Origin of the sequence: Qipengyuania sp. NPDC077410 (assembly GCF_044543405.1) — a bacterium.
In the GTDB taxonomy this organism is placed as follows: Bacteria; Pseudomonadota; Alphaproteobacteria; order Sphingomonadales; family Sphingomonadaceae; genus Qipengyuania; species Qipengyuania pacifica.
Genome location: NZ_JBITWB010000003.1, coordinates 337,035 through 354,973 on the forward strand (window position 1 = coordinate 337,035; position 17,939 = coordinate 354,973).

The 17,939-nt window shown below is 61.0% G+C and carries 15 protein-coding genes and 1 tRNA gene; 8 read left to right on the forward strand and 8 right to left on the reverse strand.

The window, feature by feature from the left end; translation table 11 throughout:
• Positions 1–6 precede the first annotated feature (6 nt).
• On the reverse strand, positions 7–1,941 hold the full coding sequence (locus ACIGGE_RS15220) for a SurA N-terminal domain-containing protein (protein WP_397490984.1): 1,935 nt from the start codon (positions 1,939–1,941) through the stop codon (positions 7–9).
• Positions 1,942–2,136: 195 nt separating this feature from the next.
• On the opposite strand from ACIGGE_RS15220, the gene tpiA reads away from it, so the two are divergent.
• The 3 genes from tpiA (at position 2,137) to ACIGGE_RS15235 (ending at position 5,090) form a co-directional block, all read left to right on the forward strand.
• Entirely contained in the window at positions 2,137–2,898 is a 762-nt protein-coding gene (gene tpiA / locus ACIGGE_RS15225; protein ID WP_272020104.1) for a triose-phosphate isomerase, read from the forward strand.
• Between the two features lie 78 nt (positions 2,899–2,976).
• Positions 2,977–3,351, forward strand: coding sequence for a preprotein translocase subunit SecG (gene secG / locus ACIGGE_RS15230; RefSeq protein WP_301642918.1), 375 nt, complete (start codon positions 2,977–2,979; stop codon positions 3,349–3,351).
• Positions 3,352–3,455: 104 nt separating this feature from the next.
• Entirely contained in the window at positions 3,456–5,090 is a 1,635-nt protein-coding gene (locus ACIGGE_RS15235; protein ID WP_103023789.1) for a CTP synthase, read from the forward strand.
• Positions 5,091–5,410: 320 nt separating this feature from the next.
• On the opposite strand, the gene ACIGGE_RS15240 is transcribed toward ACIGGE_RS15235, so the two are convergent.
• On the reverse strand, positions 5,411–5,884 hold the full coding sequence (locus ACIGGE_RS15240; protein WP_103023841.1) for an Hsp20 family protein: 474 nt from the start codon (positions 5,882–5,884) through the stop codon (positions 5,411–5,413).
• 166 nt (positions 5,885–6,050) lie between these two features.
• Here ACIGGE_RS15240 and grxC point away from each other — a divergent pair, with 166 nt between their 5' ends.
• The 4 genes from grxC to ACIGGE_RS15260 all read left to right on the forward strand — a co-directional run bounded on the left by grxC (position 6,051) and on the right by ACIGGE_RS15260 (position 7,718).
• The gene (gene grxC, locus ACIGGE_RS15245) at positions 6,051–6,314 is read left to right on the forward strand and encodes a glutaredoxin 3 (RefSeq protein WP_222828096.1); all 264 of its coding nucleotides are present in this window, start codon (positions 6,051–6,053) and stop codon (positions 6,312–6,314) included.
• Positions 6,315–7,133, forward strand: a complete 819-nt coding sequence (locus tag ACIGGE_RS15250; RefSeq protein ID WP_397490985.1) for a carbon-nitrogen hydrolase family protein — start codon at positions 6,315–6,317, stop codon at positions 7,131–7,133.
• Positions 7,134–7,141: 8 nt separating this feature from the next.
• A complete protein-coding gene (locus ACIGGE_RS15255) occupies positions 7,142–7,603 on the forward strand; it encodes a DUF1178 family protein (protein ID WP_221598379.1) in 462 nt (153 codons plus the stop codon).
• 38 nt (positions 7,604–7,641) lie between these two features.
• A tRNA-Arg gene (locus ACIGGE_RS15260) sits at positions 7,642–7,718 on the forward strand.
• Here the strand turns inward: ACIGGE_RS15260 and ACIGGE_RS15265 are convergent.
• On the reverse strand, positions 7,677–9,335 hold the full coding sequence (locus ACIGGE_RS15265; RefSeq protein WP_397491015.1) for a recombinase family protein: 1,659 nt from the start codon (positions 9,333–9,335) through the stop codon (positions 7,677–7,679). The genes ACIGGE_RS15260 and ACIGGE_RS15265 overlap by 42 nt on opposite strands.
• A 556-nt stretch (positions 9,336–9,891) precedes the next feature.
• On the opposite strand from ACIGGE_RS15265, the gene ACIGGE_RS15270 reads away from it, so the two are divergent.
• Positions 9,892–10,233, forward strand: coding sequence for a response regulator (locus tag ACIGGE_RS15270; RefSeq protein ID WP_397490986.1), 342 nt, complete (start codon positions 9,892–9,894; stop codon positions 10,231–10,233).
• Positions 10,234–10,239: 6 nt separating this feature from the next.
• On the opposite strand, the gene ACIGGE_RS15275 is transcribed toward ACIGGE_RS15270, so the two are convergent.
• From ACIGGE_RS15275 to kdpA, 5 genes are all read right to left on the reverse strand, one after another.
• Complete coding sequence (locus tag ACIGGE_RS15275) at positions 10,240–12,039, reverse strand: sensor histidine kinase (protein ID WP_397490987.1); 1,800 nt, start codon at positions 12,037–12,039, stop codon at positions 10,240–10,242.
• Positions 12,040–12,329: 290 nt separating this feature from the next.
• Positions 12,330–13,028, reverse strand: coding sequence for a response regulator transcription factor (locus ACIGGE_RS15280; protein ID WP_397490988.1), 699 nt, complete (start codon positions 13,026–13,028; stop codon positions 12,330–12,332).
• Entirely contained in the window at positions 13,021–15,666 is a 2,646-nt protein-coding gene (locus tag ACIGGE_RS15285) for an ATP-binding protein (RefSeq protein WP_397490989.1), read from the reverse strand. Before ACIGGE_RS15285 ends, ACIGGE_RS15280 begins: the two co-directional genes overlap by 8 nt.
• Before the next feature lie 12 nt (positions 15,667–15,678).
• A complete protein-coding gene (kdpC, locus tag ACIGGE_RS15290) occupies positions 15,679–16,233 on the reverse strand; it encodes a potassium-transporting ATPase subunit KdpC (protein WP_397490990.1) in 555 nt (184 codons plus the stop codon).
• Between the two features lie 28 nt (positions 16,234–16,261).
• Positions 16,262–17,920, reverse strand: a complete 1,659-nt coding sequence (gene kdpA / locus ACIGGE_RS15295) for a potassium-transporting ATPase subunit KdpA (protein ID WP_397490991.1) — start codon at positions 17,918–17,920, stop codon at positions 16,262–16,264.
• Between the last annotated feature and the right edge of the window lie 19 nt (positions 17,921–17,939).

Here is a 17,939-nt window from a genome sequence, read left to right on the forward strand (position 1 = left end):
TGCGCCTCAGTTGCCGATCAGCTGCTTGCGAACAGCATCGATAGCCGACGGATTGCGCGATACACCCAGCTCTTCACGCATGGCGAGGCGGAGCTGTTCGGCATATTCTTCGCCGATCAGGGGCCCCATCTGACGGGTAGCCTGTTCGATCAGCGGGTCGTCCTTGGCGATGTCGTCCATGGTAATGTCGTTGACCTTGACCACGAAGAACCCGGTGTTGCCGCCGGCATCGAGCTTTTTCGTGGTGCCTTCGGCCATGCTGAACAGGAGGGCGAGAGGTGGCGGTACGCGCTGCTCGCGCTGGCGAGCGAGATCCTCGCGCGTCATATCAACCGATTGAGCCGGGGGCACGCGGCGGTCTTCTGCAGCAAGGGCCGCCTGCATCGTGCTGCCCTTGCGCACCCGGGCCATCACCCGATCGGCAGCGGCCTGTGCCGCCTTCATGCCCTCGGTTGCACGCCAGCGCGCTTCGACGAGCTGTTCGATTTCCTGGTAGGGGGCGACAGCGGCGCCGGTGATGTCGCCGACTTCATAGACGAGATAAGTCTGTCCGCCATCGACCGGTGCGATCTCGGGCTCTTCCACTTCCATCTGAAAAGCCGTGGCGAGTGCGGGGCGCAGGACGTCTGGCACGGACTGTTCCGGATTTTCGAACATGCGGCCGTCGGCGAGCGTCGGTCCGGTGGTCGACAGCTGAAGATCCAGATCGTCGGCAACTTCGGCGAGCGTAGCGCCGTCGCGCAGCTGCTCCTCAATCTCGGTAGCGAGATCGGCGAGGCCGCGAACGCGCTTTTCTTCGCGAAGCGTGTCGGAGATTTCTCCGCGGACATCAGCAAGGGTGCGGGCCGGGGTGGCATCCACCGAATCGATGCGTGCAACGTGCCAGCCAAGCGAACTGCGGGCGGGCGTTGTCATCGCGCCATCTGCCGCGGCGAAATATGCTGCGGCAACGGCGGGAGAGGATTGCGCGGCCAAAGCAGTGCGTGTGACGTCCAACACCGGTGACGCGCGCAGACCCGCTTCCCGTGCAACCTGTTCGAAGGAGGCGCCGCCAGCAACGCGGTCGCGAATCGACTTTGCCGCCGCTTCGGTGGGTACGATCAATTGCGTGAAGTTCCGCGTTTCGCTTGCGGCATATTGTTCGGCGTCGCGCTTGTAGCGGGCTGCGATCTCGGCCTCGGTCGGTTCGATCCGATCGCCCAAGGCATCAGAATCGAACGTGGCGTAGCGGATTACGCGGCGCTCGGGGCGGACGAAAGCTTCCCGGTTGGCGTTGTAATAAGCACGTAGAACTTCAGGATCGGCGGCGCCCGACGGGGCGTATGTTGCAGCGGGCAGAAGGGCGATGGAACCCTGGCGGCGTTCCTTGAACAACTGTGCATAACGGTAGGCCAGCTTGTTCGGCACCGACGCCCCGAAACTGGCCGGTATCAGCAATTGCTGCGAAAGCAGTCCGACACCGAGATCGCTGCGGACCTGAGCATCGCTGATCCGTTGCATGGCCAGCGCCTGGCGATATGTCTGTTCGTCGAAATTGCCGTCGGCGCCGCGAAAGGCGGGGATCATGCGAATTTCGCTGTTCAGCAGATTCTCTCCGGCACGGAACCCGTATTTTCTGGCGTATCCCTGGATCGCGTTGCGATCGATAAGAGCTTCCAGAACCAGTTCCAGCTGACCGCTGCCGACGAATTCCGGCATGGAAAGCGTGGGATCTTCCTGCCGAAGACGGTCGAGGCCATTATTCGCAGCCACTACCAGATCGGCAGTGCCGATCTTTTCATCACCGACCACAGCGACGCGATCACCGCCTGCGATTCCACCGAATGTGCCGGTGCTGGAAACGTCTGCGCTGGCAAAGGCGAGGGCTATAAGGCCAAGGAATGCCAGAGAGATGGCAAGGCCGAGTTTGGTCTTGAAGAAGTTGCGGAAGAACTGGAACATGATCTGCGGGCGATCCCATCGGGTTGCTGCTGTCGTTCTGGCGGGCCGGAACGGGTTGGGGCGCTTTATCCGCCCTGCGACCCATGAGCAACAGGCTGCAAAGGGTTTTGACGCGGGAAGAAACCTTGTCTAGCGGAGCGCAACTCTTGCCCCATATAGCGGGGCCCTCACTCAGACAATTTGCAGGACGTACCCATGGCCGAACGGCCCTACATCGTTGGAAACTGGAAAATGAACGGCACGCGCGCCATGCTTTCGGAAGCGCGCGCCATCGATCGTGCGGCCCAGCGCTACATGAAGGTCGAGGTTGCCGTCGCGCCACCTTACACTCTGATTCACGCGGTTCATAAGGAAGCCGAGCAGATCGGAATCGGTGCACAGGATTGCCATTCCGGCGCCGAAGGCGCGCACACCGGTGATATCAACGCATCGATGGTGGCCGATGCCGGCGCGAAGTTCGTCATACTGGGACATAGCGAACGGCGCCAGGATCATGCCGAAACCAACGAGTTGATCAACGCGAAGATCGAATCGGCGCTGGAAGCCGGCCTTCGCGTGATACTTTGCTGTGGCGAATCGCTGGAAACCCGCGATGCGGGAGAGGCGGAAAGCTTCGTTCTGGGTCAGCTTCGCGCAGCGTTGCCGATTTTTCAGGATCCGGCAGACCGGCTCACCATCGCGTATGAGCCGATCTGGGCCATCGGCACGGGCCGTACCGCGACGGTTGAAGACATTGCCGCCATGCACCGCGCTATTCGCGCTCTACTGGATGAGACCTTTGGCGAAGATGTTTCTGCCAAGGTTCGCATTCTTTATGGCGGTTCGGTGAAGCCGGATAACGCGCGCGAGATTCTTGCGGTGCCCGAAGTGGGTGGCGCGCTTGTCGGCGGTGCCAGCCTTTCGGCCGAAAACTTCCTCGGCATCGTCGTGGGCGCCTCGGAAGCCGAAGAGGTATAAGCAGGCCCGCCTTGCCGTTTTCCGCTCGCGCGCCTAAATGCGCGTGAGCCCAGCCAATCACATTCCAAGAGTACTCGCATGTTCCTCTTCCTTACCGTCGTTCAGGCGATCGTCGCAGCCGCGCTAGTCGGCGTCATCCTGATGCAACGTTCGGAAGGCGGCGGCCTCGGAGTGGGCGGCAGCCCGTCCGGCATGCTGAGTGCCCGCGGTGCTGCGGACTTTCTGACCCGGTCCACCAAGTGGCTTGCCATTCTTTTCGTCGTTCTGTCGATCGGCCTTGCCGCAGTTGCGGTCGAGACGACGGGCGGCGATGCGATCGAATCGACACTTGATCGTACGGTCGCTCCGGCCCCGCCCGCAGACCCGCTCGGCCCGGCAACCACCGATCAGCCTGCCGCCACCGGACAGGAAGCGCCCGCGAATCCCGACCCGCTGGCAACCCCAGCCGAATAATCTTCAGAACATCGCAGGCTTGTGGATTGCGCCGCATGCTCGGCGCGATTTGCAGCTGTTTGCGCTTGCCCCGACTCAAACACTAAGCTTAAGGCCCGACTCCCATGGCGCGGTATATATTTATCACCGGCGGCGTGGTCTCCTCGCTCGGCAAAGGTCTCATGGCAGCATCGCTTGCTGCTCTCCTCCAGGCGCGTGGCTACAAGGTCCGTATTCGAAAATTCGACCCCTATCTCAATGTCGATCCAGGGACGATGTCCCCGTATCAGCATGGCGAAGTCTATGTGACGGACGATGGGGCGGAAACGGACCTGGATCTAGGCCATTACGAACGCTTTACCGGGGTGTCGGCGCATCAGGGCGACAACATCACTTCCGGTCGTATCTATCAGGACATCATCGCCAAAGAGCGGCGGGGGGATTATCTCGGCGCGACGGTGCAGGTGGTTCCGCATGTCACGGACGAGATCAAGGCCTTCGCGCTTGCCGGGCAGGACGATCACGATTTCATCCTGTGTGAGATCGGCGGCACTGTCGGCGATATCGAAGGGCTGCCGTTCATGGAGGCCATCCGCCAGCTTCGAAATGAGCTGGAGCCATGGCAGACGCTGAGCGTGCATGTCACCCTCGTACCCTACATCGCTGCTGCGGGTGAGTTGAAGACGAAGCCGACCCAGCATTCGGTACGCGAACTGGCGAGCCTCGGGATCAAGCCCGATGTGCTGCTTTGCCGGGCGGAACACCCAATCCCCGACAGCGAACGGCGCAAGATCGCGCAGTTCTGTAACGTGCGGCAGGAGGCCGTGATTCCGGCACTGGACGCACCCTCGATCTATTCCGTGCCGTTGCAATATCACGGTGAAGGCCTGGACGCCGAAGTGCTGCGCGCCTTCGGGATTACCGATGCGCCAGACCCCGATCTGTCGCGCTGGTACGATGTAGTGGACCGCCATTCCAATCCGGAAGGCGAAGTCACGATCGGCGTGGTCGGAAAGTATGTCGGCCTGCAGGACGCGTACAAGTCGCTCAATGAAGCGTTGGTTCACGGCGGTATGGCCCACCGGGTGAAGGTCAACACCAAGTGGATCGATGCGGAAATTTTTGAAGGCGACGACGCCGATATAGCCGCGAAGCTGGAGCCCATGCACGCTATCCTGGTGCCCGGTGGTTTCGGCGAGCGTGGCAGCGAAGGTAAGATCGCCGCGGTCCGTTTCGCACGCGAACGCAAGGTGCCGTTTCTCGGCATTTGTCTGGGTATGCAGATGGCCTGCATCGAAGCGGCACGTTCCGCAGGCTATGCCGGCGCCAGCTCGACGGAATTCGGCGAAACGGCCGAACCGGTCGTCGGCATCATTACCGAGTGGATGACGGAAGAAGGCCTGCAAACGCGTGAGGCAGGCGGCGATCTGGGCGGAACGATGCGCTTGGGCGCGTATGATGCCAAGCTTTCCGCGAACAGCCATGTGTCGCAAATTTACGGCGGCAATACGATGATTTCCGAGCGGCATCGTCACCGGTACGAGGTCAACAGCGCCTATATCGATTCCCTGGAAAGTCAGGGTCTCGTGTTTTCGGGAATGTCGCCGGACGGGTTGCTTCCCGAAATCGTAGAACGGCCGGATCACCCATGGTTCGTAGGCGTGCAGTTCCATCCGGAACTGAAGTCCAAGCCGTTCGATCCCCACCCGCTGTTCGCCGGTTTTGTTGGCGCTGCGCTCGAACAGGCCAGGCTGGTCTGACGGGGTAAAAAGCAGCCGATCCGGCAACTGACTGAAATCGCAGATCAATGATTTTCGGGCGCTTGTAACGAGGCGACAAAATCATCGCGCCCAGCCGTCGACGCTTTATCTTTTGATACATCTGGTGCAAAATCCTGTCAGATCCGCATCAGAGGACAGAGGGTAGAGAGATGCGCTTCGCCAACAAGCGGTGGGGCTTGCCCCGATGACGGTCGTCTTCTGCGACCCGGACGGCCGATTTCGGGGCTGGGCGGCGTAAAGCGTCGCGGGGGCGGAACTTATGTTCCGCCCCCTACATTTTCACCAGATCGACCAGATGATTACGCGGCCTTGGTGCCGTCTTCCTTGTCGGTCTTGACCACTTCGAGCGGTTGCTGTCCGCCGATAGCGATCTTCTTCGGCTTCATCGCATCGGGGACTTCGCGAACGAGGTCGATGACAAGCAGTCCATCAGCAAGGTCCGCATTGTCCACCCGCACGTAATCCGCCAGTTCGAACCGGCGTTCGAATCCACGGTTGGCAATGCCGATATGCAGCATTTCGCCTTCGTTGAATTCGTCACGCTTCTTGCCGGTTACGACCAGCAGATTTTGCTGCGCGACGATGTCGAGATCACCCGAGCGGAATCCTGCAACTGCCAGCGTGATGCGATAATCGTCATCGCCGCGGCGCTCGATATTGAAGGGGGGGTAGTTATCTCCGCCGGCGTTGCGCGCCTGTCGTTCCATCAGATCGAATACACGATCGAAACCTACGGTGGAGCGGCGGAAAGGTGTAAGGTCCATACGGTTCATCGAAACAAATCCTCTTGTGAGCGATTTTAACCAGACGAGGCCCGCATTCGGCACCCCGTCGTCGCCATGCGAGGCATGGCAACGATTCCGAAATAGGTTCACGGATCGGGCTTTCAAGTAGACCAGGCGCACGCTATTTCGGGCGTTGGAAAGATAGAGGAATTTCATGAGTCAGCCGCAAGTCGATATCTACACCAAGTTTGGTTGCGGATTCTGTTTTCGCGCCAAGCGCCTGCTCGATGAAAAAGGTGTCGAGTATAACGAATTCGACATCACCATGGGCGGGTCAAAGCGTGACGAAATGCTGGCTCGGGCGCCGCAGGCCACGACCGTGCCGCAGATATTTATCGGCGATACCCATGTGGGTGGATCGGACGACCTCTCGGCGCTCGAGCGGGATGGAAAACTCGACGCTATGCTGACGGGTTGAATGGCCCGCATCGCCATCTTGCAGATGACTTCGGATATCGATCCCGAAGACAACGCCACAGCCATTGAAAGCGCCATTGTTTCTGCAGCTGACAATGGCGCTGCCATGATATTCACCCCGGAAATGTCGGGCCTGCTCGATCGCGATCGAAAGCGAGCAGCGAAGTCGATAGTCTTGGAAAGTGACACGCCTGCGCTGGCCAGGGCACGGGATGCTGCACATCGGGCGGGCATTTGGGTTTCGCTCGGATCGCTTGCCGTAAAGTCTCCAAATGACAGGTGGGCAAACCGCGCTTTCGTGATTGATCCAAACGGAAACATCGCGGGCCGCTACGACAAGATACATATGTTCGACGTCGATCTCGACAGTGGGGAAAGCTGGCGAGAATCGAACGCTTACGAGCCAGGGCAAGATGTGGTGACGGTCCCCGGAACTCCGGTTGGGCGATTGGGCCTGTCGGTTTGCTACGACATTCGTTTTCCAGCACTGTACGAGCAGTTGGGTAGGGCGCAGTGCGATTGCATCGCCATTCCTGCCGCCTTTACCGTACCGACCGGAAGGGCCCATTGGAATGTTCTCCAAAGGGCCCGGGCGATTGAAGCGAGCGCTTTCGTCGTTGCCGCGGCGCAGGTGGGTGAACACGCCGACGGACGTCGGACCTATGGCCATAGCATGGTCGTGGACCCCTGGGGCGACGTCTTGCTTGAAATGGAGGGCGACGACGCGGCGCTTGCTTACTGCGATATCGATCTTGCCAGAATTGCTGAAGTTCGAGCGCAGGTGCCAAGCCTTGCCAATAGACGAGAAATAGCGAAATAGGCCGCCACATGATAGTGTTCGATCTCTCTTGTAGCGAAGGCCATCGGTTTGAGGGCTGGTTCGGCTCGTCGGATGATTATGCTGACCAGAAAGCAGGCGGCTTGCTCGTCTGCCCGCAGTGCGGCAGCGAGGAAATCGGCAAGGCGCCAATGGCCCCGTCAGTGCCAGCCAAGAGCAATACCCGATCGCATGCGCCCGTCGAAACCACTCAGGTAGTCAAAGGCGAAATGCCAGCCGAGGTGAAAAAAGCGCTGGAGAAACTGGCGAAAGCTCAGGCGAAAGCGTTGGAGAGCAGCACATGGGTCGGCGACAAATTCGCCGAGAAAGCCCGCGAAATGCATTACGGCGAAGCCGATGAGGCCCCGATTCACGGTCGCGCCACCAGAGACGAGGCGGAGGACATGATGGCCGAAGGAATTTCCGTAGCTCCTCTTCTCGTACCGGTAGCACCACCAGAAGAACTCAACTGATTGCCTCGGCGGTTCGAGCCGCTATACGAGGCACCGGCGCGCCCGTAGCTCAGTAGGATAGAGCATCAGATTCCTAATCTGGGGGCCACAGGTTCGAATCCTGTCGGGCGCACCATCCCCGTTCGATGCTGCGAACTTTGGAGACAGAGGCGCCACCGTCCGCTACGATAGCGTTCTCTAAAGCGCGGACATTACCGGAGATGCGTATCTCCTGGTTTCCGACTTCCACCCGTCCCACCAGCGCGTTGATATAGAAGCGCCGCGTCGCCGGATCTTCATCGCTCAGGCACTTCTTCATGAGGAGCGTAAAACGCTCGATGACTTCTGGCGTGATTTTGCGAACGCTACCGGCGAGCTGACGTTCGGTCATAGCGATGTCTGCCTGCACCTGAGCCAGCTGCTGCTTCTCCTGGTGCAGCTTTTTCGAGAAGCGTTCGTCGCTTGGGGACATCTGACCCTGAATAACGAGATCTAGTAGCCGGTCGATTCCTGCTTCCAGGCTGCTCTTGCGTGTGCGTAGCTGGCGCAGCTCTTCGCGCCGGTTCGTCACTGCCTTTTCAGACATGTCGAGCCAACCGGCCAGCAAGTCCTCCAACCGACTTGACGTAAGCAGACGCTTTTCGAGCGCTTTCATGACGACCTGGTCTAATTGGTCGCGTGGAATACGGCGTCCGGTGCAAGCGGTCCGCCCCGAGCGCATACGGTTGGAGCATGCGTAATACAGATACGCTCCCGACTTGCCGGTTGCTGCAACCATGCCTCCACCGCAACCGTCTCCGCCGCATCCACATACTGCTACGCCGATGAGTAGGTTGTTGGTGGTCGTTACCCGTGCGGGGGTATTGACGACGCGACTCGCGCTCAACTTAGCTTGTGCCGCGGCGAAATCATCCTCGCTTACGATCGCTGGCACGGGGATCGGCACCCATTCACGTTCGGGACGAAGCTCACGGGTCTTCGAGTCTCGCTTATTATACATCGCCACACCGACATAAGCGGTGTTCCGCAGCACGGCTTGGACGTTGGAGACGTGAAACTTACGACCGCGATATTTGAAACCGTTTTCGTTCAGCCATGCAGCGACGCGGGTGATCCCGAGCGGCGTGCCTCCTGTCGGACCGACGAGATAGAGATTGAAGATTTTGCGCACTATCGGCGCTTCCTCGTCCGTAATTTCCAGCTTTTTTTTGCTCTTGCCTCCAATTCGATCGGCTTCGTAGGTCTTGTAACCGAGAGGCGGAGTCTGCCCGTTCCAGAAGCCGAGGGCCGCGTTCTTAAGCATTGTGCGACGCACGTGTTTGGCGGTCTCCTTTGACTGGTATTCGTCAAACAGCGCGAGGATGCCAACTGCGAGTTCGGATGCGGGATCATCACCGAACGGCTGCGTGATGCTGACGATGGTGACTTTCGCGAGCTTCAGGCGGGCCCGGTAGACCATGAAATGTTCTGCGTTCCGGAAGAGCCGCGAGAGGGAATGCACTAGAATGACGTCGTAAGGCCGCTCGTCGCTCGTCGCGCGTTGCATCATCTGCTGGAACTGCGGACGGTCGTCATCCATCGCGCTCGCGCCCGGTTCTACAAACTGGTCAACCACTACCGCGCCGTTCTGATCACACCACTGCTGTGCTCGTTCGTCCTGATCAGTAAGCGACAGCTCGTTGTCCGCCTGGCGCGTGGTCGACACGCGCGTATAGATGCAAACGCGTATGGGGGAGTGATGGGCCATGGTCATAGTTCCTCGTCGAACAGAGCCGCCAATTCCGATCCTAACAGATTATCGAGAAAGCGGACTTCGTTCTCGATTACCGGAATATGCGGCGGCAACCAACAAACGACCACGCGCTGGGACGTATCCGCTCCCGGCGTTTGGTGTTCTTCTTTTTCTGGTCGTGCCGCCATACAGCAGAGGTAGGCTGGCGACGAAAGGCGGAGTGCATTCTACCCCCAAAGGGTGTCCGCCTCCAAACGGCGCACCCTCCTAAGAATCCCCTATAACTGCAGACTGCGAAATTTACGCTAAGCTCACGTTCGCGATGGCTCTTCAGCGTCCTAGCATTGTTCTTTTATTGAGGTTCTGAATTGTGACGGGAACTAGGCCGTTTGCAGGCGGTCCGCTTGGACTTTTCGACTGCGGAATAGCTGCCTTTCGCATCGTACTGTCAAAAGTCTTGGGACGTGAAGTATCTCGGAGAGAGCATGATTAGGAACGGATGGCCTTGCGACGAGCCGTTGCATCGAAAGCTGGTATTGATCGTTAACCCTCACGAAGGGTCTGAATTATGTGTCACGTGCTTATCATCGAAGACGAATATCTTTTCGCCGATTTCATAGCCTGGATGGCCGAAACGAACGGAGCCGATACCACCAACATAGCTAATTCCGAAGCTACGGCGATGGCATCCGCGATGAACCAAGTGCCCGATCTAATCCTGTCTGATGTCAATTTAGGCAAAGGCGGCAAAGGCCCCGATGCGGTCGCGCGCATTCGTGATGCTTTGGGCGACATTCCGGTTATTTTTGTGACCTCCACGCCGGAAGAATGCAGCACATGCGATTATGCGAGAGCCATTTTGGACAAACCTGTCCAGCCTGAACGGTTGGTTGCCGCGATGCAGGCTATTAGCGACTAAGCCATGTCAACCCTGATCGAATTCCAGCGTTTCGCGCGGGCATTCGAAGCGAGCCGTCAGCCCCTCCGGAGCATAATCCAGATCGACTTCCCGTGTGCCGGCAATGCCCATCGCGATCAGTTTTGATCCGAACCCCTTGCTTTCCGAGTTAATGGCGGGCGGGCCACCGGTTTCCTTCCATTCAAGACAGAAAGTTTCCTCCCGCAGCTTCCAGCTCAGGAACACCTTTCCATCCGACACGGACAGAGATCCATGTTTGACCGCATTTGTCGCGAGTTCGTGAAGCAGCATTGAGAGCGACAGAGCAGCGCGCGAACCGATGACGAGATCGGGTCCGTCGAAGACGAAACGGCTTTCATCGCCCTCGAACCGCAGGACGCGATCGAGTAGTTCGTCGATGGAGGTCGAGGACCAGCTCGTCTGGACCAGGATCTCATGAGCACGGCTGAGTGCGGCGAGGCGGCTCTGCAAAGCGTCGATGACCTTCTGATCGATGCCGCGCAAGGTCTGGAAAACGATTGCCTGAACTACCGCAAAGGTGTTCTTCACCCGGTGCGACAATTCCTGCATCAGCAAATGCCGCTGTTCCTCGGCCAGTTTGCGGGCGGTTATATCAACCGCCGTGCCAGAAAATCGCACTGGTTGGCCGTCTGCTGAATACAGCATCCGCCCTTTGCATTCGACCCAGCGTAGGGGAAGGTCGGGAATGTCCAACCGGTATTCGACGAGAAAGTCTGCGCCCGCCTCGAACACCTCGCGAATGTCGCGGCGAAGCGCTTCGAGATCATCTGCGACGACGTAACGCTGATACTGCTCTTCGGTAAGACCGGCTTTGGTCTCGTCGATGTCGAGCCCATAGAGGCGCGCGAAGTTGGCATCACCGTGCAGAAGGTCGCTATCGACCATCCAGTCCCACAGCCCAACCGCCCCGGACGATGCAAGCGCCATCTCCAAGCGCTCTTCCGCCACGCGTTCCTTCGTCCGGTCACGAAGCATTTTGACATAGCCTTCGAGCTTTCCGCTCGGCTGTCTCAGCGGCATCATTTCACCGCTGGCCCAGAAGCGCTCACCGCTCTTCCGCAGGTGCCAGCGCTCGTCCATGCCGCGCCCTTTTTCGCGCGCGCTCTGCATTTCCTTGTCGCTGATGCCGGCTTCACGGTCCTCTGGGGTGAAGAAGGCATCGACATCGCGCCCGATCATCTCGTCTCTATCCCAGCCGAGTATTCGCTGCGCGCCCTCGCTCCAGTCCACCACCGTTCCATCGAGATCCATGACGATGATCGCATAGTCTATCGCGCTGTCGAAGACGGTGCGTGCGCGCGAACGTTCGCTTTCGACGGACAATAGTGTCATCGCCTGCCGCGCCAGAGCCTTGAGGCCCGCTTCCTGCTCCGTGGTAAGGCCGCCTGGGCGCGGCTCGTAATCCATTACGCAAAGCGACCCCAAGGGGGTGCCAGATTTGTCGGCGAGCATCATACCAGCATAGAAGCGGAGAGACGGTTTTGCCGTGACCAGCGCGTGCGTCTTCGTGCGCCTATCTTCTGCAAGATCGGAAATTACCAGTAGACCGCCGGTGTCGATCGTGTGCTGACAGATTAACTCATTGAGAGGCGCTGTCTTAGCGTGGATACCTAGGGTGGCGCGTGGCACCTGATCATCGTTTTCCAGCACGCCCAAAAGGGCGACGGGCGCGGCGCAGATCTGTGCCGCGAGCAGGGCGATGTCATCGAGTTGCGGATCGGTTTCAGCTGTCGTGACGGGCGCCTGGCGTGAACCCATACCGGTATTGTCATCAACTGCAGGCATGCTGAATCACGCTTTCGTCTTGCGGGCAAACCGAGCCTACGCCAACCTCGGATATGGGAATAGCGATTCTTTCGCCCATAAAGCGAGCAATCTAATACGGCCAAACGCTTTGTTAAATTTCGGATTATCGGACTCTCTGACCATTCTGATTTCTTTCTCGCCCACATGATTGGGGATAGCTTACTGACTGCAGCAACCAGCGCCTTGATGACGAATTTTGGGGCGAATTGCCGACTGGCAGGAACTGGGCCGTAAGCAGACAGTCAGCTCTGTCTTGCAATTAGATCAAATCAGACTCTCAGCCCTAGGTCCACAGCTAAGCGATAGCCCACGCCTGGTTCGTTCACGATCAACCGCGGATTACTCGGATCTTGCTCCATCTTCCGCCGGAGCGAGCGGATCGCGACCCGCAGATAGTCCAGATCCTGTCGGTGGGCAGGCCCCCAGACCGCCTCTAGTAGGCCCTCATGGGTGACTACGCGTCCTGGGCGGTCGGCCAGCGCCCAGAGCAGATTGAACTCGCGCGGCGTCAGTTCGACTTTTTCGCCCCGTATCGTGACAGCATGCGCCTCGCGGTCGATCATGCCATCGGCGAATTCCCGCGAAGAGCTATCGGCGAGTGGCCCTGCCTTGCGCCGCAGCGCGGAACGAACCCGGGCGAGCAACTCCTCGCTGTCGAACGGCTTAGTGACGAAATCATCGGCACCCAGATCCAGAGCGGCGACCTTTTCCTCGGTCGCGTCGCGCGCGGTCAGGACGATCACCGCGAGGCCCAGCGCGGCAAGCTGCGGGACGATCTCGAGCCCGTCGCGGTCGGGCAGGCCAAGGTCGAGGAGCGCGACCAGCGGTCCCGGCTGAGCCTTTGCCAATCGCAGCGCTTCCCCTGCGCTCGCCGCCTCGGCATGGCTGATGCCGCTTCGGTCAAGCGCACCGACGAGTAAACGCCGGATCGCGGGCTCGTCGTCGATAATCAGCACATCGCTACGCATCGTTGGCGGTCTCCTCGGACACGACCGTAGTCTGTGGCAGCGCGATCGCGAACACTGCGCCGCCACCCTCGCGATTCTCCGCGGCGATGGAGCCACCCACCGCCTCGATGAAGTTCTTTGCGATCCACAGGCCAAGGCCCGAACCGCCCACGCGATCGGTTCCTTCGAGCCGCTCGAACCGGTCGAACAGCGCAGCAGCGTCCGGCGGCAGGCCCGGCCCCCGGTCGAGCACCCGCAGCGCCACGTCATCGTCCCTGCAATCGAGCTCGACCCGAATCTTGCTCGGCTGCGGCGAGAATTTGAGCGCGTTGTCGATCAGGTTGATCAGCACATGTCGGACAAGCAGAGCGTCCGTGCGCACCAGCGGGCAATCGGCATCGATCGCGGTCTCGACCCGCATATCGGGGCCGGTCTGCCGCAGATCGCGCAGGACTGCGGCGATCACGTCGGTCACGTCCACGCTCTCCATGCTGGGCCGGATCGCGCCATGCTCAATTCTTGAGGCTTCGAGCAGATCGTTCAGGAAGCGCTGCAAACGCCGCGATTCCTCGCGTGCGATCAACACTTCGCTGGCGAATGATCCCTTGGACGGAATCGCATCGGTCGCGGCAATCACCGCGGTCAGCGGCGTTCGCAGATCGTGGGCGATACTGCCAAGCAGGGCTCCACGAAGCTGGTCGCGTTGCTGAAGGGCGTCGACCTCGCGCGCACGCCCTTCCAGCACTAGCCGCTCGTGCGCCAACGCGGTCTGATCGACCAGCGAGGCGAGCAGCGTGGCGTCGTCGGCGCGGATTACGCGCTGCTGCGACGGCCGTGCGATCCCCAGCACCCCCATCATGCCGAGCGCCGTCTTCAATGGGTGGAACTGCCAGTCAGCTGCGTTCAGCGTGCCGGTATCGCGGCCCGTTGGCTCACCGTTTTCAAGCGCCCACTTCGCCGCGGCCTCATCGATCATGTCGAGTTCGCGATAGTGCTCGTTGCCGCGCACCACCAGCCGGTCATCCTCGATCGAAACGATGATCGCCTCCACATCGAGCAGGCCGCCGATCTCGCTGCACGCGACGCGCGCAGTCTCGTCCCGGTCGGAGAGCCCGCCCATTAGCCCTGCGAAGCGCGCCAGCGAGGCGTTGAGCCGGGCAACCCCCGCGCTTGTTTCGGCTTGGCGGCGCACCTTGCCCGCTAGCCCGCCGATCACCGCTGCCACGGCGAACAGGACCAAGAAGGTGACGATGTCCGCGGTGCTGTAGATGCTCAGCGTATAAAGCGGCTGGGTGAAGAAGAAATTGTAGCCCAGCGCCGCCCAGATCGACGCCCAGATGCCAGGACGCATACCGAGAAAGGTTGCGCTGACGACCACCGGGAGCAGCAGGACCAGATCGATCGCGCTGCGCGAGATGAACGGCTGGGCGAAGTGCAGCCCAAGGATGGTGAACGCCACCAGCCAGAAGGCGAAGATATTGTTGCGCTGCGAGTAAGGGTCTTTGGGCGTTGCCGGCTTCTCGTCCGCTTCGTCGACGGGGACGACGTGGACCGAGACGCTTTTGGCCTTGCGGATGACTTCCTGCGCGATCGAGCCGTGCCGCCACTCGAACCAGCGGCTGCGGCGGCTCTTGCCGATCACGATCTGGCTCGCCCGCAATTCGCGCGCCTGATCGACCAGCGCCTGGCCAACATCGGTCGCCGCGACCGTCATCAGCGAGGCGCCGAGCGACGATGCGAGCGCGAGATTGTCCGCCAATTGCTCGCGCTGCGCGCCGTGGACCGCGCGCGCGCTGCCACTTTCGATCACCACCGCGATCCACGGGGCGTGCAGCATGTCGGCCAGCCGCTTGGCCTCGCGAACGACCTGAGCTCCGCCCTTGCCGGGGCTTACCGCCACCATCAGCCGGTCGCCGGAAACGAATGCGCGCGCTTCGCCGCTGAATTCGAGCTGGTCGCTTAACCGTCGGTCTACATTGCTCGCGGCATAGCGCAGCGCGAGCTCGCGCAAGGCGGCGAGCTTGGTTGGTGTGAAGAAGTTTGACAGCGCGCGTCCGGCGGTCTCCGGCAGGTAGATTTTCCCAGCCTCGAGCCGCTCGATCAGCGCTTCGGGCGGTAGGTCGACAGCGATGATCTCGGCATGTTCGAGGATGTTGTCGGGCACCGTCTCGCGCACGCGGACGTGGGTGATTCCGGCCACGATATCGTTGAGGCTCTCGAGATGCTGGATATTGATGGTGGTCGCAACGTCGATGCCCGAGACGAGCAGTTCGGCGACATCCTGCCAGCGTTTGGGGTGGCGGCACCCGGGTGCGTTGGTGTGCGCGAGTTCGTCAACCAGAATGAGCTGTGGACGCCGCGCCAGCGCGGCATCGATGTCGAACTCTTCCAGCCGGTGGCCTTCGTGGGCGTAATGGCGGCGCGGCATCACCTCCAGAGGGTCGAGCAGCAGCGCGGTCTCGCTCCGTCCGTGAGTTTCGGCGACGCCGACGACCACATCGATGCCGTCGGTCCGCTGCCGGGCCGCGTCCTGCAGCATGCGATAGGTCTTACCGACGCCGGGTGCCGCGCCGAGGTAGACGGTCAGGCGACCGCGTTCCTCGGCGCGAGCGAGCCGAAGGAACCGAGTCGCATCGCTGGTTGGCTGATCTTCGACCATTGCCTGTCTCGCCTATTCTTCCAGGCGGTCGAGCGCCAGATTGAGTTGCAGCACGTTCACGATACGCTCGGGCGCGAAGATTGCGCCCGGCGCGGCAGCCTGCTGCTCGATGAGATCGCGCACGCGGACCGGATCAAGCCCGCGCGCAGCTGCGACCCGGTCGGCCTGATAGAGCGCACCGTCGAGCGAGATGTGCGGGTCGAGCCCGCCACCCGATGCCGCCACTAGGTCCGCCGGAACCGGGTTCCCGTCAGTGGCGCCGTAACGGGCGACGGTCTCTGCAGCGCGCGCGGCGAGGTCCGCGCTGGTTGGCGACAGGTTGCTCCCCGCCGCGCCCATACCGTCGTAACCGGCGGCCGAGGGGCGCGGCCAGAAGTAGCGCGGGCCGGCAAATTCCTGCGCGATCAGTTTGCTACCTACGGCGCGGCCATTCATTTCGATGATGGAGCCGTTGGCTTGGTAGGGCGCGAAGGTCTGAGCGAAGGCGAGCACCAGACCAGTATAGCCAACCACGCAGACGAGGATCGTTACCAGCCACAGGCGGAGCGAAGGGAGGACATAGTTCATCGTATCGGATCCTTGGTTACGGCTGCGGTCAGCGCATGAAGGTCAGGTGTTCGGCTACGGGGCCGAGCGCGGCGGCGGGGAAGAAGGTCAGCGCGCCGAAGATCAGGATGGTGATCAGCAGCATCACGCCGAAGGTGCTGCTTTCCACGCTCAGCGTGCCCGCGCTTTCCGCGCTGCGGCGCTTGGCCATCAGCGAGCCGACGATGGCCAGCGGGACGATGATCGGCAGGTAGCGACCGATCAGCATCACGAGGCCGGTGGCGATGTTCCACGGCACGGTGTTGTCGCCCAATCCTTCGAAGCCGGAGCCGTTGTTGGCCGCGGCCGAACTGAACTCGTAGAGGATCTCGGAGAAGCCGTGCGCGCCGATATTGTTGAGCGTGCCCGCGCCCCAGGCGGTGGCCGCGAACAGCGCCGTGCCGCCGAGGATGAGCACCGGGTGGCTAATCAGCGCCAGCACCGCCAGCCGCATCTCGCGCCCCTCGATCCGGTGGCCGAGATATTCCGGCGTCCGGCCCACCATCATGCCTGCGACGAACACCGCTACGACGATGTAGAGGAACATGTTGATCATGCCGACTCCGACGCCGCCGAAGGTCTCGTTGAGCCACATGCCCGCCATCGGGACAAGCCCGGTGAGCGGATTGAGGCTGTCGTGCATCGCGCCGACCGAACCATTGCTGGTCGAGGTGGTAAGCACCGCCCATAGCGGGCCGGTGGTGGCACCGAGCCGCAGCTCCTTGCCTTCAAGATTGCCGACATCCTGCGCCACGGGCAGGTTCAGGAACGCTTGGGTCGGTGCAGTCTCGAACCCGACCGATGCGGTGATCTTGATCAGCAGCAGCGCCGCCATCACGCCGAACACGACGATGGCATGCTTGGGTCGGCCGATGATCCGACCGAACATCCATACACAGGCCATCGGGATCAGGATGATCGCGACCATTTCGAACGCGTTCGACCAGAAGGTGGGGTTCTCCAGCGGATGGGTCGAGTTGGGGCCGAAGAAGCCCCCGCCATTGGTCCCGAGCTGCTTGATCGCCACAAAGGCGGCTGCGGGCCCGCGCGCGACGGTCTGCGCCACCCCTTCGAGCGTGGTGACCTGCGCCGCGCCCTGCAGCGTCATCGGCACACCGTTAAGTGCAATCACAGCGGCGATGATAATCGCCAGCGGCAGCAGCACGAAGAACGAGGCGCGCTGCAAATCGACGAAGAAATTGCCCATGGTAGGCTTCCCGCCGATGCCCCGGGCCAGCGCGGCAAGGGCCGCGATGCCGGTCGCCGCCGAAACGAATTGGAGCCACATCAGCCCGCCGATCTGGGCGAGGTAGCTCCAGGTGCTCTCGCCCGAATAGTGCTGCAGGTTGGTGTTGGTGGTGAAGCTGGCCGCAGTGTTGAACACCAGATCCAGCGTTGCCGCTCTCTGGCCGTCCGGATTGAGCGGCAGCATGTGCTGGGTCGCCAGCAGCGTAAAGACGAACCCGAACATCACGATGTTGAAGGCGATCAGGGCAAGCGAATACTGCTTCCAGTCCTGCTCGGGCGCCCCGCCGACCATGCGGGCAAACAGCCCGTCGGTGCGCGCGAAGCGGCCCGAGAATAGCCCGGCCAAGTATTTGCCCAGCGGCCACGCCAGCAGCGCGGTGCCGCCGACGATCAGAATGATTGTGAGAATGGCGGAAAGCATGAAGATGTCCTTTCGCGGG

Bases quoted from the DNA above. Each gene is read 5' to 3' on its own strand.
- ACIGGE_RS15220 (WP_397490984.1), bottom strand. From the start codon at position 1,941: ATGTTCCAGTTCTTCCGCAACTTCTTCAAGACCAAACTCGGCCTTGCC.
- tpiA (WP_272020104.1), top strand. From the start codon at position 2,137: ATGGCCGAACGGCCCTACATCGTTGGAAACTGGAAAATGAACGGCACG.
- secG (WP_301642918.1), top strand. From the start codon at position 2,977: ATGTTCCTCTTCCTTACCGTCGTTCAGGCGATCGTCGCAGCCGCGCTA.
- ACIGGE_RS15235 (WP_103023789.1), top strand. From the start codon at position 3,456: ATGGCGCGGTATATATTTATCACCGGCGGCGTGGTCTCCTCGCTCGGC.
- ACIGGE_RS15240 (WP_103023841.1), bottom strand. From the start codon at position 5,884: ATGAACCGTATGGACCTTACACCTTTCCGCCGCTCCACCGTAGGTTTC.
- grxC (WP_222828096.1), top strand. From the start codon at position 6,051: ATGAGTCAGCCGCAAGTCGATATCTACACCAAGTTTGGTTGCGGATTC.
- ACIGGE_RS15250 (WP_397490985.1), top strand. From the start codon at position 6,315: ATGGCCCGCATCGCCATCTTGCAGATGACTTCGGATATCGATCCCGAA.
- ACIGGE_RS15255 (WP_221598379.1), top strand. From the start codon at position 7,142: ATGATAGTGTTCGATCTCTCTTGTAGCGAAGGCCATCGGTTTGAGGGC.
- ACIGGE_RS15265 (WP_397491015.1), bottom strand. From the start codon at position 9,335: ATGACCATGGCCCATCACTCCCCCATACGCGTTTGCATCTATACGCGC.
- ACIGGE_RS15275 (WP_397490987.1), bottom strand. From the start codon at position 12,039: ATGCCTGCAGTTGATGACAATACCGGTATGGGTTCACGCCAGGCGCCC.
- ACIGGE_RS15280 (WP_397490988.1), bottom strand. From the start codon at position 13,028: ATGCGTAGCGATGTGCTGATTATCGACGACGAGCCCGCGATCCGGCGT.
- ACIGGE_RS15285 (WP_397490989.1), bottom strand. From the start codon at position 15,666: ATGGTCGAAGATCAGCCAACCAGCGATGCGACTCGGTTCCTTCGGCTC.
- kdpC (WP_397490990.1), bottom strand. From the start codon at position 16,233: ATGAACTATGTCCTCCCTTCGCTCCGCCTGTGGCTGGTAACGATCCTC.
- kdpA (WP_397490991.1), bottom strand. From the start codon at position 17,920: ATGCTTTCCGCCATTCTCACAATCATTCTGATCGTCGGCGGCACCGCG.